The following is a 13,988-nucleotide window of genomic DNA, read 5'->3' on the forward strand; positions in this document are numbered from 1 at the left end:
GCCTCAGATCTTCGAGGCCGACCCCCGGTCGAGGAACCAGACCGTCTCCTCCGAGCCGCTGACGCCGGCGGCCGGGGTGTCGTGGACGTCGGCGCCGCCGAGCGCGGCGGCGACGGCGTCCGCCTTGCCCTCACCGCTGACGAGGAACCAGACCGAGGTCGACCGGTTCAGCGCCGGGAAGGTCAGGCTGATCCGCTCGGGCGGCGGCTTCGGGGAGTCGGTCACGCCCACCGCGATCGCGTCCTCGACGTCGAGCTGCGGGTAGCCCGGGAAGAGCGAGGCGATGTGGCCGTCGGGCCCCACGCCGAGCATGAGCACGTCGAACTGCCCGGAGCCGCGGGCGCTGATCTCCTCGGCGTACGCCGCGGCGCCCTCGTCCACGGAGCCGGCGTCCGCGGTCGAGGCCATCTCGTGGATCCGGTGGTCGGGGACGCCGACCTCGTCGAGGAAGGCGGCCCGCGCCTGCCCGGCGTTGCGGTCCGGGGAGTCGGCGGCGACGTAGCGCTCGTCGCCGAACCAGAACTCCACCGCGCCCCAGTCGACACCGGACTCCGCCGCGAGCCGGGCGACCTCGCGGTGGATGGCGTCGGCGATGGTGCCGCCGGTGAGACCGATGTGGGGGACATGGCCGGCGGCCTGGGCGTCGGAGATCCGGTTGAGGAGCTCACCGGCCACAGAGGTGGCCAGCTCGGCGGCGTCCTGGTGGACCTCGATGCGTGCTTCGCTCACGCCGCCACCTCCGTCGGGAACAGCAAAGAATACGGACGCGGCGGCGTGAGGGCCTCGATGGTCGCTCGCTGGCGCTCGCTCATGTGCGCTTCCTCTTCGTGGTGCGGGTGGTGGGGGTCTGCTGCTTCGCCAGCGCGCGGGCGGTAGCGGCGTAGATCTCGTCCTCGTCGAGCCGCCGCAGCTCCTCGTTGAGCAGCTCGGGGACCGTACGCCGCTTGAGCGCGATCGGCCGGTCCGGACGTCCGGGCGTGGAGAGGGTGGCGAGCCGCCCGTCGGGGCGGCTGAGCCGGAGGTCGCCGCCGGGGGTCGTCAGGACCGCCTCGGTGATCCCCGGACCGTCGGAGACGCGGTGGTCGACGGCGACGTCGAGCCGGTCGCGCAGCCACGCGACCAGCAGGTCGGCGCTCGGGTTGCCCCGCTCCGCCTCGACCGACGCCGACTGCACGGTGCCGGGGTGCTGGTCGAGGGCGGCCGCCAGCAGCGCCCGCCACGGCGTCAGCCTGGTCCAGGCGAGGTCCGTGTTGCCCTTGGCGTACGTCGTGCAGGCGGTCGCCATCGCCCGCGACCGCGCCCGCGGGGCGGAGGCGGCATCGGTGATGCGACGCTGCGCGAGCCGGCCGATCGGATCCTCCGCCGGGTCGGCCGGCGCGGCGGAGGGCCACCAGACGACGACGGGGGAGTCGGGCAGCAGCAGCGGGAGCACCACGGAGTCGGGGTACTGCGCGACCTCGCCGGTCAGCCGGATGAGCGCCGTCTCGCCGCCACGGCCAGCACCGATGCCGACCTCGGCGTCGACCCGCCCGGCGCCGCGCTTGGGTCCGATGACGACGCCGAGCACCCGGGCGGGGTGCTCCTGCGCGGCGGTCTGGGCGGACTCCATGGCCGCCACGGCACCGTCCTCGTCGGCCACGACGATGAGCGTCATGACCATGCCCATCGCTGGGCTCCCGGCGCGCAGCCGGGCACGGATGAACTCGGCCGCGATCGCCGCCGCCCGGGTGTCGGCGAGCTCGATCACGGCCGCCTCCAGACCCGGCCGTCGCGCTCGAGCATGGCGTCGGCGGACGAGGGTCCCCAGTAGCCCGATGCGTAGGCCTCGGGCCCGACGCCCTTCGTGTCCTGTGCGGCCCAGAAGTCGAGCACCGGGTCGAGGATCTGCCAGGAGAGCTCGACCTCCTCGTGGCGCGGGAAGAGCGGCGGGTCGCCGAGCAGGACGTCGAGGATGAGCCGCTCGTAGGCCTCGGGGGAGGACTCGGTGAACGAGCCGCCGTAGGCGAAGTCCATGTTGACGTCGCGGATCTCCATCTGGGTGCCGGGCACCTTCGAGCCGAAGCGCATCGTGAGGCCCTCGTCCGGCTGGATCCGGATGACGAGCGCGTTCTGGGTGAGCTCGGCGGTCGCGCTCTGGGTGAACGGCAGATGCGGGGCCCGCTTGAAGACGACCGCCACCTCGGTGACCCGCCGACCGAGCCGCTTGCCCGTGCGCAGGTAGAACGGCACCCCGGCCCAGCGCCGGTTGTCGACGTGCAGCGTCACGGCGGCGTACGTCTCGGTCGTGGAGTCCCGGGCGATGCCGTCCTCGTCGAGGAAGCCGACCACCTTCTCACCGCCCGCCCAGCCGGCGGCGTACTGGCCGCGGGCGGTCGTCACGGCGAGGTCCTCGGGCAGCCGGATCGAGGAGAGCAGCTTCTGCTTCTCGACGCGCAGGGCGGAGGCGTCGAAGGAGACCGGCTCCTCCATCGCCACCAGCGCCATCAGCTGGAGCAGGTGGTTCTGGATGACGTCGCGGGCCGCGCCGATGCCGTCGTAGTAGCCGGCCCGGCCGCCGATGCCGACGTCCTCGGCCATGGTGATCTGGACGTGGTCGACGTAGTTGGCGTTCCAGACCGGCTCGAACATCGCGTTGGCGAAGCGCATCGCCATGATGTTCTGCACCGTCTCCTTGCCGAGGTAGTGGTCGATCCGGAAGATCGAGCCGTCCGGGAAGACGGAGTGCAGGATGCCGTTGAGCTCCTGGGCCGACCTGAGGTCGTGGCCGAACGGCTTCTCGACCACGACCCGCCGCCAGCGGTCCGGGGAGGACTCGGTGAGGGCGTGCCGCTGGAGCTGGCTGACCACCTTGCCGAACGCCGCCGGGGGGATGGCGAGGTAGAACGCGTGGTTGCCGCCGGTCCCGCGGATCTCGTCGAGCTCCTCGATGACGCGCCGCAGGTGGTCGAAGGAGTCGTCGCTGTCGAAGTCGCCCGGCACGAACCGGAACCCCTCGGAGAGCTGCTCCCAGACCTCCTCGCGGAACTCGGTGCGGGCGTACTGCTTCACCGAGTCGTGGACGACCTGCGCGAAGTCCTGGTCCGCCCAGTCGCGGCGCGCGAAGCCGACGAGCGAGAACCCCGGCGGCAGCAGCCCGCGGTTGGCGAGGTCGTAGATCGCCGGCATGACCTTCTTGCGCGACAGGTCGCCGGTGACCCCGAAGAGGACCATCCCGCAGGGCCCGGCGATCCGGGGGAGCCGCCGGTCCCTGGGGTCCCGCAGCGGGTTCTCGAGCATCTCAGGTGCGGTGCTGTCGGTAGTAGTCGATCAGCGCCTGGGTGGACGCGTCCTGCGCCCCGAGAGCCTCCTCGTCCCCGGAGATCGCCGGCGTGACCTGCAGTGCGAGCTGCTTGCCGAGCTCCACGCCCCACTGGTCGAAGCTGTCGATGCCCCAGACCACGCCCTGGGTGAAGGTGATGTGCTCGTAGAGCGCGATCAGCTGACCGAGCACCGACGGCGTCAGCGCCGGCGCCATGATCGAGGCGGTCGGCCGGTTGCCGGTGAACACCCGGGCCGGGACGATCGCCTCCGGGGTGCCCTCTGCCCGGACCTCGTCGGCGGTCTTCCCGAACGCCAGCGCCCGGGTCTGGGCGAAGAAGTTGGCGAGGAAGAGCTCGTGGACGTCGATGCTCTGCCCGTCGTGGGCGTCCTTCAGCGGGTACGCCGGGTTGGCGAACGCGATGAAGTCCGCCGGGATCAGCCGGGTGCCCTGGTGGATGAGCTGGTAGAACGCGTGCTGGCCGTTGGTGCCGGGCTCGCCCCAGAACACCTCGCCGGTCTTCGTCGTCACCGGGCTGCCGTCCCAGCGGACGCCCTTGCCGTTGGACTCCATCGTCAGCTGCTGGAGGTACGCCGGGAAGCGGTGCAGCAGCTGCGAGTAGGGCAGCACGGCGTGGGTCTCAGCCCCGAGGAAGTCGGCGTACCAGACGTTGAGCAGGCCCATCAGCACCGGGACGTTGGCGGCGAGCTCGGTCGTACGGAAGTGCTCGTCCATCGCGTGCATGCCGGCCAGGAAGTCGGCGAACCGCTCCGGACCGATCGCCACGACCAGCGAGGTGCCGATCGCGGAGTCGACCGAGTAGCGCCCGCCGACCCAGTCCCAGAACCCGAACGCGTTGGCCGGGTCGATGCCGAAGGCGGCGACCTTGTCGAGCGCGGTGGAGACCGCCACGAAGTGCTTCTCGATGGCGGCCTTCTGGTCGACGTCGCTGTGCCCGACTTCTTGGCCGAGACCGTCGAGCAGCCACGCCTTGCAGAGCCGGGCGTTGGTCAGCGTCTCCAGGGTCCCGAAGGTCTTGCTGGACACGATGAACAGCGTGGTCGCCGGGTCGAGACCCGCCAGCTTCGTCGCCGCGTCGGTGGGGTCGATGTTGCTGATGAACCGACACTCGATCTCCGGGTGGCGGTACGGCGCGAGCGCCTCGTAGGCCATCACCGGGCCCAGGTCGGAGCCGCCGATGCCGATGTTGACGACGGTGCTGATCCGCTCGCCGGTGACGCCGGTCCAGGTGCCCGACCTGACCCGCTCGGCGAAGTCGTAGACCCGCCTGAGCACGTCGTGGACGTCGGCCACGGCGTCCTGGCCGTCGACGTCGAGGGTCGCGTCGGGCGGGAGCCGCAGTGCGGTGTGGAGCACCGCGCGGTCCTCGGTGACGTTGATGTGGTCACCGCGGAACATCGCGTCCCGGCGCTCGGCGACCCCGACCTCCTCGGCGAGCCCGAGCAGGGTCGACAGCACGGCGTCGTCGACCAGACCCTTGGACAGGTCGACGTGGAGGTCGGCCGCGCCGAAGGAGAGCCGGGAGACCCGGTCGGGGTCGGCGGCGAACCAGCCGCGCAGGTCCGGCTCGAACCCGGCCGCCAGCTCGGTCAGCCGGCTCCACGCCTTCGTCGCGGTCGGGTCGACCGGAGCCGTCACTTCACGGACTCCATCTGTCCCTTCACGGTGTCGACCAGCTCGGTCCAGGAGGCCTTGAACTTGTCGACGCCCTCGAGCTCGAGCACGGTGAAGACGTCGGGGAGGTCCACCCCGGCGGTGGCCAGGTCGTCGAAGACCTGCTGCGCCTCGGCGGCGCGGCCACTCACCATGTCGCCGGTGACCTCGCCGTGGTCGGCGAAGGCCTCGAGGGTCTTCTCCGGCATCGTGTTCACGGTGTCGGCGACGACCAGGTCGGTGACGTAGAGGGTGTCGGGGTAGGCCGGGTTCTTGACCCCGGTCGAGGCCCACAGCGGTCGCTGCCTGTTGGCGCCGGCGGCCTCGAGCGCGGCCCAGCGCTCGCCCCCGAAGACCTCCTCGAAGGCGGCGTAGGCCAGCCGGGCGTTGGCCACCGCGGCCTTGCCGGCCAGGGCGGTCGCCTCGGGCGTGCCGATCTTCTCGAGCCGCTTGTCGATCTCCGTGTCCACCCGGGACACGAAGAACGACGCGACGGAGCGGATCGTGGAGAGGTCGATGCCCTTCTCCTTGGCCTGCTCGAGCCCGGTCAGGTAGGCGTCCATGACGGCCCGGTAGCGCTCCACCGAGAAGATGAGCGTGACGTTGACGCTGATCCCCTCGGAGATCGCCGCGGTGATGGCCGGCAGGCCCTCGAGCGTCGCCGGGATCTTGATGAGCGCGTTGGGCCGGTCGACGGCCGCCCACAGCGCCTTGGCGCTGGCGATGGTCGCGTCGGTGTCGTTGGCGAGGGTCGGCTCGACCTCGATCGAGACCCGGCCGTCGTCCTTCGTCGCCTGCGCCACCGGCGCGAGGATGTCGCACGCGTTGCGGACGTCCTCGGTGGTCAGGTCGAAGATGACCGTGTCGACGTCCGCGCCGTCGGCGACCAGCTTGCGCACCTGGTCGTCGTAGCGCTCGCCGTTGGCGATCGCCGCGGCGAAGATCGTCGGGTTGGTGGTGACTCCGACGACCGACTTCTCCTTGACGAGGTCGGCGAGGTTGCCGGTCTCGATGCGCTCCCGCGACAGGTCGTCGAGCCAGATGGACACACCGGCCTGCGCCAGTGCCTTGAGACGATCACTCATGGGGTTCCCCTCCTGATCGGATGATGGACGACGTCGGCGCGGTTCACGCGTTGTTGACGATCGCGATGCTGTCCTTGGCCGCCTGTGCGACGGCCTCCGGCGTGAAGCCGAACTCCTTGAAGATGCGGGCCCCGTCGGCCGAGGCGCCGTAGTGCTCGAGCGAGACCATCTTCCCGGCGTCGCCGACGTACTCGCGCCAGCCCTGCTTGATGCCTGCCTCGACGCTGACCCGGGCCTTGACCGTCGGCAGCAGGACGGTGTCCTTGTAGGACTGCTCCTGCTGCTCGAACCACTCGATCGACGGCATCGAGACGACGCGGGCGTTGATGCCCTCGGCGGCGAGCTGCTCCCGCGCCTTGACGGCGAGCTGCACCTCGGAGCCGGTGCCGATGAGGATCACGTCGGGCTGACCGCCCTCGGCGTCGATGAGGACGTAGCCGCCGCGTCCGACGTTCTCCGTCGTCGCGAAGCCCTCCTCGCCGCGCGGGAACGTGGGCACGGCCTGACGGGTGAGCACGAGTCCCTGCGGCCGGTCGCTGTTCTTGAGGATCTGCAGCCAGGCGGCCGCGGTCTCGTTGGCGTCGGCCGGGCGTACGACGTCGAGCCCGGGGATGCCGCGGAGCGCCCAGAGGTGCTCGACCGGCTGGTGGGTCGGCCCGTCCTCGCCCAGGCCGATGGAGTCATGGGTCCAGACCCAGATCGACGGCGCTCCCATGAGGGCGCCCACGCGGACCGCTCCGCGCATGTAGTCGGAGAACTGCAGGAACGTGCCGCCGAAGACGCGCGTCCCGCCGTGGACCGAGATTCCGTTGATGATGGCGCCCATCGCGTGCTCACGGATGCCGAAGTGGAGCACACGACCCTCGAGCGGGTCGCCCTCCCACAAGTTGGTGGAGCGGTCCTTGGGGACGAACGACTTCGCGCTCTCGATGGTCGTGTTGTTGGACTCGGCGAGGTCGGCCGAGCCACCCCACAGCTCGGGCATGACCGGCGCGATCGCGTTGATCGTCTTGCCGGAGGCGGCGCGGGTGGCGATGCCCTTCTCGTCGGCCTCGAAGACCGGCAGCGCCTCCACGAGTCCGTCCGGGAGTGCACGCGTCTTCATCCGCTCCAGGATCGCCGCCCGCTCGGTGTTGGCCGCCGCCCAGGCGTCGTACTGCTGCTGCCACTCGGCCTGCCAGGCCTTGCCCCGCTCGATGAGGGAGCGGGTGTGGTCGAGCACCTGCGCCGGGATCTCGAACGTCTGCGCCGGGTCGAAGCCGAGGATCTCCTTGGTGGCCGCGACCTCGGCCTCGCCGAGCGCCGAGCCGTGCGCCTTGCCGGTGCCCCGGGCGTTGGGGGCGGGCCAGGCGATGACGGTGCGCAGCACGATGAGCGAGGGCTGGTCGGTGACGCCGTCGGCTGTCCGGATCGCGTCGTAGAGCTGCGGGACGTCCTCCTCGTAGGTCGTGGCGTCGTGGGTCCAGTCGACGGTCTGGACGTGCCAGCCGTAGGCCTCGTAGCGCTTCGCGACGTCCTCGGTGAACGCGACATCGGTGTCGCCCTCGATGGAGATCCGGTTGGCGTCGTAGATGAGCGTCAGGTTGCCGAGCTTCTGCGTGCCGGCGATGGAGGAGGCCTCCCCGCTCACGCCCTCCTCGAGGTCGCCGTCGGAGGCGATGGCGTAGATGTGGTGGTCGAAGAGCGAGTCGCCCTCGGGGGCGGTCGGGTCGAGCAGCCCGTGCTCGCGGCGGGCGGCCATCGCCATGCCGACCGCGTTGGCCACGCCCTGGCCGAGCGGGCCGGTCGTGACCTCGACGCCGGCGGTGTGGCCGTACTCCGGGTGGCCCGGGGTCTTGCTGCCCCAGGTCCGCAGGCTCTTGATGTCCTCGAGCTCGAGGCCGAAGCCGCCCAGGAAGAGCTGCAGGTAGAGCGTGATCGAGCTGTGGCCGGCGCTCAGCACGAAGCGGTCGCGGCCGATCCAGTCCGGGTCGGCGGGGTTGTGCCGCATCACCTTCTGGAACAGGAGGTACGCCGCCGGCGCGAGGCTCATCGCAGTGCCGGGGTGGCCGTTCCCGACCTTCTGCACTGCGTCCATCGCCAGGACGCGGATCGTGTCGACCGCCTTGTCGTCCAGGTCGGTCCACTCAAGGTCGGGAAAAGAGCTCACGAGGTTCCTTCACTGGGTCGAGAACTGTGGAACTGCCTGGGTCCGAGACTACTCAGCGTGGGGGTTAGACTCACACCCGCAGTTCGTTAACAAACGACGCCCGGGCATCATTCGATCTTCAACTGAGGAACTCATCACGTGACGTACGTCGGCCAGCCGGTCCCGGACCTGCAGTCCCCCGGGACCCGGGCGACGGCGAGGGACGTGGTGGCGGCGTACGTCGGGCTGACGAAGCCGCGCGTGATCGAGCTGCTGCTCCTCACCACCGTCCCGGTGATGTTCTTCGCCGCGCGTGGCGTCCCCGGTCTCGGCCTGGTCGTCGCGACCGTCGTGGGCGGCACGTTCTCGGCCGGCTCGGCCTCGGTCTTCAACTGCGTCTACGACCGCGACATCGACGAGCAGATGCGGCGCACGCGCCGCCGGGCGCTGCCGCGCCACATCGTCTCGCCACGCGCCGCGCTCGTCTTCGGCACCGTGCTCGGGGTCCTCTCGACCGTGATCCTCGCGATCTGGGTCAACCCGCTGTCGGCGGTCCTGTCGGTCGCGGCCAACGCCTTCTACGTGTTCGTCTACACGATGCTGCTCAAGCGGCGTACGGCCCAGAACATCGTCTGGGGCGGCATCGCCGGCTGCTTCCCGGCCCTGATCGGCTGGACGGCCGTCACCGGCGAGCTGTCGTGGGCGCCGGTCGTCCTCTTCGCCGTGGTCTTCTTCTGGACCCCGCCCCACACCTGGGCGCTGGCTCTGCGCTACCGCGAGGACTACGCCGGCGTGGACGTCCCGATGCTCCCGGTCGTCAAGTCGGCCCGCGACGTCGCCCGCCAGATCGTGCTCTACTCCTGGGCCATGGTCGCGACCTCGATCGCGCTGTGGCCGGTCGCGTCGACCGGCTGGTTCTACCCGCTCTGCGCCGTCGTCCTCGGCGCCGTCTTCCTCGTCCAGGCCCACCGGATGCTCGCCCGGACCCGCGGCACCGAGGAGCTCTCGCGGATCCAGCCGATGCACCTCTTCCACAGCAGCAACCTCTACCTCTCGCTGCTGTTCGTCGCGGTCGCCGTCGACCCGCTCATCACGCGCTGACGCTCCCGTCGAGTCGGGGGTTCTGACCCGTCGGCCGCTTCTTGCATGCAAGGTTGTATGCTTCCTGGGTGACCGCGACAGCCCCCGCCGCCAGGCGTGCGTACGACGCCGTGAAGGACCGCATCCTCTCCGGCAGCTTCCCCGCCGGAGAGCTGCTGAGCGAGGTCGAGGTCGCCCACGAGCTCGCCCTCAGCAGGACGCCCGTCCACGAGGCGTTCCTCCGGCTCGAGGCCGAGGACCTGCTTCGGCTGATCCCGCGGCGCGGGGCGGTCGTCGTCCCGGTGCCGCCGCACGAGGCCGCCGACATCCTCGACGTACGACGTGCGCTGGAGACCGCCGCCGCCCGCCGGCTGGCGACCGGCACGCCGTCGTACGCCGCCGCCCGCGAGCGCCTCGCCGAGCGGCTGTCGGCGCTCGCGACCGAGCAGGACGGCCACGCCGCGGCGCGGGACGTCGAGGCGTTCGCGATCGCCGACGAGGAGTTCCACCGGGCGATCGTCACGGCGTCCGGCAACGCCCTCGCCGACCGCTTCTACGCCACCCTCGCCGACCGGCAGCGACGGATGACGGTCGGCTCCGTCGGCGGCCGGCCCGAGCACCTGCCCGTGCTCGTGGCCGAGCACCGCCGGCTGGCCGCCCTGGTGACCGAGGGCGACGCCGAGGCCTTCGAGGAGGCCCTGGTCAGCCACCTCGAGGCGACCCACGACCTCCTGCTCGGGCGGGGAGGCGGCCGATGACGGCCGAGCTCCTCGACCGCCCCGCCGCCGACAGCGCCGCCGTGTCCCCGCGCGCGTGGCGGTTCGTCGCCGCTGCGATGTTCGTGATCGGCTGGGGCGGCAACCAGTTCACGCCGCTGCTGCTGGTCTACCGCGAGGAGGCCGGGTACTCCCAGGTCGACGTCGACGTCTTCCTCGGCGCGTACGTCCTCGGGCTCATCCCGGGACTGCTGGTCGCCTCCGCGCTGTCGGACCGCTTCGGACGGCGGCCGGTCACGATCGCCGGTCTCGGGTTCGCCCTCGTCGGCAGCGTGGTGCTCGCGATCGGCGACGTGAGCGGCTTCGGCGTCGTCTTCGCCGGCCGGGCACTGAGCGGGGTCGCCGTGGGCGTCGCGATGGCGGTCGGTACGACGTGGGTGAGCGAGCTGTCCGGGCCGCCGTACGACACCACGGCCGCGCCGGGTGCCGGCGCCCGGCGCGCGTCGATCGCGCTCACGGCGGGCCTCGGCCTCGGGCCGGCGTCCGCCGGGGTCCTCGCCCAGTGGACGTCGCTGCCGCTCGTGTGGCCCTACGCCGTCCACGCCCTGCTCTGCGTGCCCGTGCTCGTCCTGGTGGCCCGGCGTGGCCGGGAGACGCGGTTCGACACCGGCGCCGTGCGCGTGCTGCACCGGCTGCGCGTCCCGGCGGCCGGCCACCGTCGGTTCGTGCACGTCGTCCTGCCGATGGCCCCCTGGATCTTCGGGTCGGCGGCGGTGGCGTACGCGATCGTGCCGCAGCTCGTCGACCCAGCGCTGGGGGAGTGGGCACTGGTCTTCACCGCTGCGCTGACCGTGGCCACCCTGGGCTGCGGCGTGCTCGTCCAGCCGATCGCCCGCCGCCTCGACGACAGCTCCACCGCACGGGCGGTCGTCGTCTCGATGGTCCTGATGACCGCAGGTGTCCTGGCCGCGGCGCTGACCGCCGTCACCCGCGCGCCGTGGCTCGCCGTACTGGTCGCGATCCTGCTCGGCGCGGCGTACGGCATCGCCGTCGTCTCCGGCCTTCTCGAGGTGCAGCGGATCGCGGAGCCCGACGAACGCGCCGGGCTGACGGGTGTCTACTACTCGCTGGCGTACGTCGGCTTCCTCGTCCCGGCGCTCCTCGCGGAGCTGCACCGCTGGTTCGGCTACCCGGCCATGCTGACCACGCTGGCCGGCGTCGCACTCGTCTGCACCCTCGTCTGTGCCTCGGGCTGGTCGCGCCACCTGCCGTCCCGCTGACGGACCACAACCCCCGACTCGACGGGTCGCAACCGCCGACTCGACGGGTCGCAACCCCCGACTCGACGGGTCGCAACCCCCGACTCAACCAGCGTGGCGGATGCGGAGGAGGACCCAGGTGACGGCAGCGGAGATGAGCGCGGCGCCGAGCATGTGGCAGCCGACGAGGACGATGGGCAGGTCGGTGAAGTACTGCACCCAGCCGATCGTGGCCTGGGACAGCTCGACGGCCAGCAGGACCCAGGCGGCCTGGCGGGTGGCGGCGGGGGCCTTGAGAGCGTACGACGTGAACAGCAGCCCGACGGTCAGGCCGATGAAGAGGCAGACGAGGTCGGCGTGGACCTGCGAGATCCGCAGCGGGTCCAGACCGTTGCGCGGGGAGTCGAGATCGCCGGCGTGCGGGCCTGCGCCGGTGACGACGGTGCCGGCGTAGATCACCAGCCAGGCGACCGCAAAGGTCGCCCACGCGAGCCAGACCACCGGCCCGTGCGCGACGGCGTCGGTGGCCGAGCCCGCCGCGACCGTGTAGACCCGCCACAGCAGCAGCACCGAGACCCCGATGATCGCCATCGACGCGACCAGGTGGAGCGAGACGACCCACGGGTTCAGGTCGGTGAGGACCGTGATGCCGCCGATGACCGCCTGGGCGGGGATCCCGCACAGGATCAGCACCGAGAGCCGGCGCAGGTCCCGCCGTCCGGTCTGCCAGGCAGCGACGACCGTCAGCACCGCGATCGCGACGAGCACGAAGGTCAGCATCCGGTTGCCGAACTCGATCGCGGAGTGGACGTTGAGCTCGCCGTGCGGGGTCATCCCGCGCTCGGTGCAGCGCGGCCAGGTCGGGCAGCCCAGGCCGGACGAGGTCAGCCGCACCGCGCCGCCGGTCACGACGAGCACGACGTTGGCGGCGAGCGTCGCCCAGGCGAGCGGCCGCAGCCAGCGCGCGAGGTCGAGGCGGCGTACGACGGCCGGGTCGGTGGTCACTCCCACTTGAACGTCCTTGCGGTGAGTCCGGTGCCGAGCGCTGCCCAGAGGAGCAGGACCCCGAGGTCCCTCCAGCTCACGGCGTTGTCGAGGAAGGCGCTGCGCATCGCCTCGCCGAGCGCGCCGGAGGGCAGCCAGCGGGCGACGTGGCCGAAGGCGCCGTAGGCCGAGAGGGGGAGTACGACGGCGCCGCCGGCCAGCAGCAGCAGGTAGATGAGGTTCGCGGCGGCGAGCGTGGCCTCGGCCCGCAGCGTGCCGGCGACGAAGAGCCCGAGCGAGGCGAAGGCGGCGGTCCCGAGCAGGACGGTCAGCAGGAAGCCGACGACGCCGGGCTCGGGCGTCCAGCCGAGCAGCTGCCCGACCCCGCCGATGACGAACATCTGCAGCAGCTCGACGCACAGCAGCGCGAGGACCTTGCCCGCCAGCAGCCCGATGCGCGGCAGGGGAGAGGCGCCGAGGCGCTTGATGACGCCGTACCTCCGCTCGAAGCCGGTCGCGATCGCCAGCGACGTGAACGACGTCGACATCACCGCCAGCGCGAGCACACCGGGCGTGAAGAGGTCGACGAGCGGGTGCGGCTCCGTCAGGTCCAGCGCGGAGCCGCCCTTGACGCCGCCGATCAGGACGATGACCGGGATGACGACGGCGAGCAGGAGCTGCTCGCCGTTGCGCAGCATCAGCCGCGCCTCCATCGAGGCCTGCGCGAGCACCTGCCTGGCCAGGGGCGCGCCTCCGGGGGCCGGGGTGAAGACGCCGGCCGCCGTGGGTGAGCTAGTCATGGGTGAGCTCCCGTCCGGTGAGCTCGAGGAAGACGTCCTCGAGGTTGCGCTGGCCGAGCGTGAGCGACTCCGGGAGGACGTCGTTCTCCTCGCACCACCGCGAGACCTTCGCGAGGGTGGTGGAGTCGGCAGGCCCCGTGACGCGCAGCGAGCGCTCGTCGAGCTGGATGACCTCGATGCCGTCGCCGAGCGCGGCCCGCAGCGACTCCGGCGCGCCCGGAGGGAACGGCCGGGTCACCACCAGCCGGATGGTCGCCGAGCCGCCGCCTCGGGTCAGCTCCAGCGGCGTGCCGGAGACGACCAGCCGGCCGTGGTCGATGATGTGCACCCGGTCGGCGAGCTGCTCGGCCTCCTCCAGGTAGTGCGTCGTCAGCACCACCGTGACGCCGTCGGCACGCAGCTCGCGCAGCAGCTCCCACGTCGTACGACGGGCGGCGGGGTCCATCCCCGCCGTCGGCTCGTCCACGAACACGATCTCCGGGCGGCCGACGAGCGCCATGGCCAGGCCCAGCCGCTGCTGCTGGCCCCCGGAGAGCCGCCGGTACGGCGTACGCCCGCACTCGCCGAGGCCGAGCCGCTCGGCCAGCATCTCGACGGGCAGCGGGTTCGCGTGCAGCCGGGCGACGTGCCGCAGCATCTCCATGGCGCGCACGCCGCTCCACGCGCCCTGCCCCTGGAGCATCACGCCGATCCGGGGGAGCAGCTCGCGCCGCTGCGCGACCGGGTCGAGGCCGAGGACCCGCACGGTGCCCTGCTGCGGGCGCCGGTAGCCCTCGCAGGTCTCGAGCGTCGTGGTCTTGCCCGCGCCGTTCGGGCCGAGCACCGCGGTGATGCTGTGGCGGGCGACCTCGAGGCTCAGACCGTCGACGGCGGTCTTCGCGCCGTAGGCCATGCGCAGATCACAGACCTCGACAGCGGCGGTTGACACCGCGCCAGTCTAGGAACTACAGCACACGACCCCGGA

At 71.8% G+C, this 13,988-nt stretch carries 12 protein-coding genes; 3 read left to right on the forward strand and 9 right to left on the reverse strand.

The features are described 5' to 3' along the window. Positions 1-3: 3 nt before the first annotated feature. The 6 genes from pgl to tkt all read right to left on the reverse strand — a co-directional run bounded on the left by pgl (position 4) and on the right by tkt (position 8,206). Positions 4-729, reverse strand: coding sequence for a 6-phosphogluconolactonase (gene pgl, locus ABLE53_RS12385; protein WP_348859251.1), 726 nt, complete (start codon positions 727-729; stop codon positions 4-6). Between the two features lie 79 nt (positions 730-808). Beyond that, on the reverse strand, positions 809-1,747 hold the full coding sequence (locus tag ABLE53_RS12390) for a glucose-6-phosphate dehydrogenase assembly protein OpcA (protein ID WP_348859252.1): 939 nt from the start codon (positions 1,745-1,747) through the stop codon (positions 809-811). Beyond that, on the reverse strand, positions 1,744-3,276 hold the full coding sequence (zwf, locus tag ABLE53_RS12395) for a glucose-6-phosphate dehydrogenase (protein WP_348859253.1): 1,533 nt from the start codon (positions 3,274-3,276) through the stop codon (positions 1,744-1,746). The genes ABLE53_RS12390 and zwf overlap by 4 nt, the downstream gene beginning before the upstream one ends. 1 nt (position 3,277) lies before the next feature. Further along, entirely contained in the window at positions 3,278-4,957 is a 1,680-nt protein-coding gene (gene pgi / locus ABLE53_RS12400; RefSeq protein ID WP_348859254.1) for a glucose-6-phosphate isomerase, read from the reverse strand. After that, positions 4,954-6,057 (reverse strand): transaldolase, encoded by a 1,104-nt coding sequence (gene tal / locus ABLE53_RS12405; protein ID WP_348859255.1) that lies wholly within the window; start codon positions 6,055-6,057, stop codon positions 4,954-4,956. Before tal ends, pgi begins: the two co-directional genes overlap by 4 nt. Positions 6,058-6,100: 43 nt before the next feature. Beyond that, a complete protein-coding gene (gene tkt, locus ABLE53_RS12410) occupies positions 6,101-8,206 on the reverse strand; it encodes a transketolase (protein ID WP_348859256.1) in 2,106 nt (701 codons plus the stop codon). 138 nt (positions 8,207-8,344) lie between these two features. On the opposite strand from tkt, the gene ABLE53_RS12415 reads away from it, so the two are divergent. From ABLE53_RS12415 to ABLE53_RS12425, 3 genes are all read left to right on the forward strand, one after another. Further along, positions 8,345-9,286: a heme o synthase gene (locus ABLE53_RS12415; protein ID WP_348859257.1), complete on the forward strand. Its 942-nt coding sequence runs from the start codon at positions 8,345-8,347 to the stop codon at positions 9,284-9,286. A 68-nt stretch (positions 9,287-9,354) separates the two neighbouring features. Beyond that, the gene (locus ABLE53_RS12420; protein ID WP_348859258.1) at positions 9,355-10,023 is read left to right on the forward strand and encodes a GntR family transcriptional regulator; all 669 of its coding nucleotides are present in this window, start codon (positions 9,355-9,357) and stop codon (positions 10,021-10,023) included. Continuing rightward, positions 10,020-11,261 carry an MFS transporter gene (locus tag ABLE53_RS12425; RefSeq protein ID WP_348859259.1) on the forward strand — a complete coding sequence of 414 codons (1,242 nt, stop codon included), beginning with the start codon at positions 10,020-10,022 and terminating at the stop codon, positions 11,259-11,261. Before ABLE53_RS12420 ends, ABLE53_RS12425 begins: the two co-directional genes overlap by 4 nt. A gap of 84 nt (positions 11,262-11,345) precedes the next feature. Here the strand turns inward: ABLE53_RS12425 and ABLE53_RS12430 are convergent, their stop codons facing one another. From ABLE53_RS12430 to ABLE53_RS12440, 3 genes are read right to left on the reverse strand one after another with little or no spacing between them, the layout of a single operon-like run. Further along, positions 11,346-12,251 (reverse strand): COX15/CtaA family protein, encoded by a 906-nt coding sequence (locus tag ABLE53_RS12430; RefSeq protein ID WP_348859260.1) that lies wholly within the window; start codon positions 12,249-12,251, stop codon positions 11,346-11,348. Further along, positions 12,242-13,024: an ABC transporter permease gene (locus ABLE53_RS12435; protein ID WP_348859261.1), complete on the reverse strand. Its 783-nt coding sequence runs from the start codon at positions 13,022-13,024 to the stop codon at positions 12,242-12,244. The genes ABLE53_RS12430 and ABLE53_RS12435 overlap by 10 nt, the downstream gene beginning before the upstream one ends. Beyond that, complete coding sequence (locus ABLE53_RS12440) at positions 13,017-13,952, reverse strand: ABC transporter ATP-binding protein (protein WP_425474870.1); 936 nt, start codon at positions 13,950-13,952, stop codon at positions 13,017-13,019. Before ABLE53_RS12440 ends, ABLE53_RS12435 begins: the two co-directional genes overlap by 8 nt. Positions 13,953-13,988 lie beyond the last annotated feature (36 nt).

Origin of the sequence: Nocardioides asiaticus (assembly GCF_040049175.1) — a bacterium.
GTDB classification, from domain to species: domain Bacteria; phylum Actinomycetota; class Actinomycetes; order Propionibacteriales; family Nocardioidaceae; genus Nocardioides; species Nocardioides cheoyonin.

Coding starts and splice junctions, on each gene's coding strand:
- zwf (WP_348859253.1), bottom strand. CDS start 3,276: ATGCTCGAGAACCCGCTGCGGGACCCCAGGGACCGGCGGCTCCCCCGG.
- tal (WP_348859255.1), bottom strand. CDS start 6,057: ATGAGTGATCGTCTCAAGGCACTGGCGCAGGCCGGTGTGTCCATCTGG.
- ABLE53_RS12425 (WP_348859259.1), top strand. CDS start 10,020: ATGACGGCCGAGCTCCTCGACCGCCCCGCCGCCGACAGCGCCGCCGTG.
- ABLE53_RS12435 (WP_348859261.1), bottom strand. CDS start 13,024: ATGACTAGCTCACCCACGGCGGCCGGCGTCTTCACCCCGGCCCCCGGA.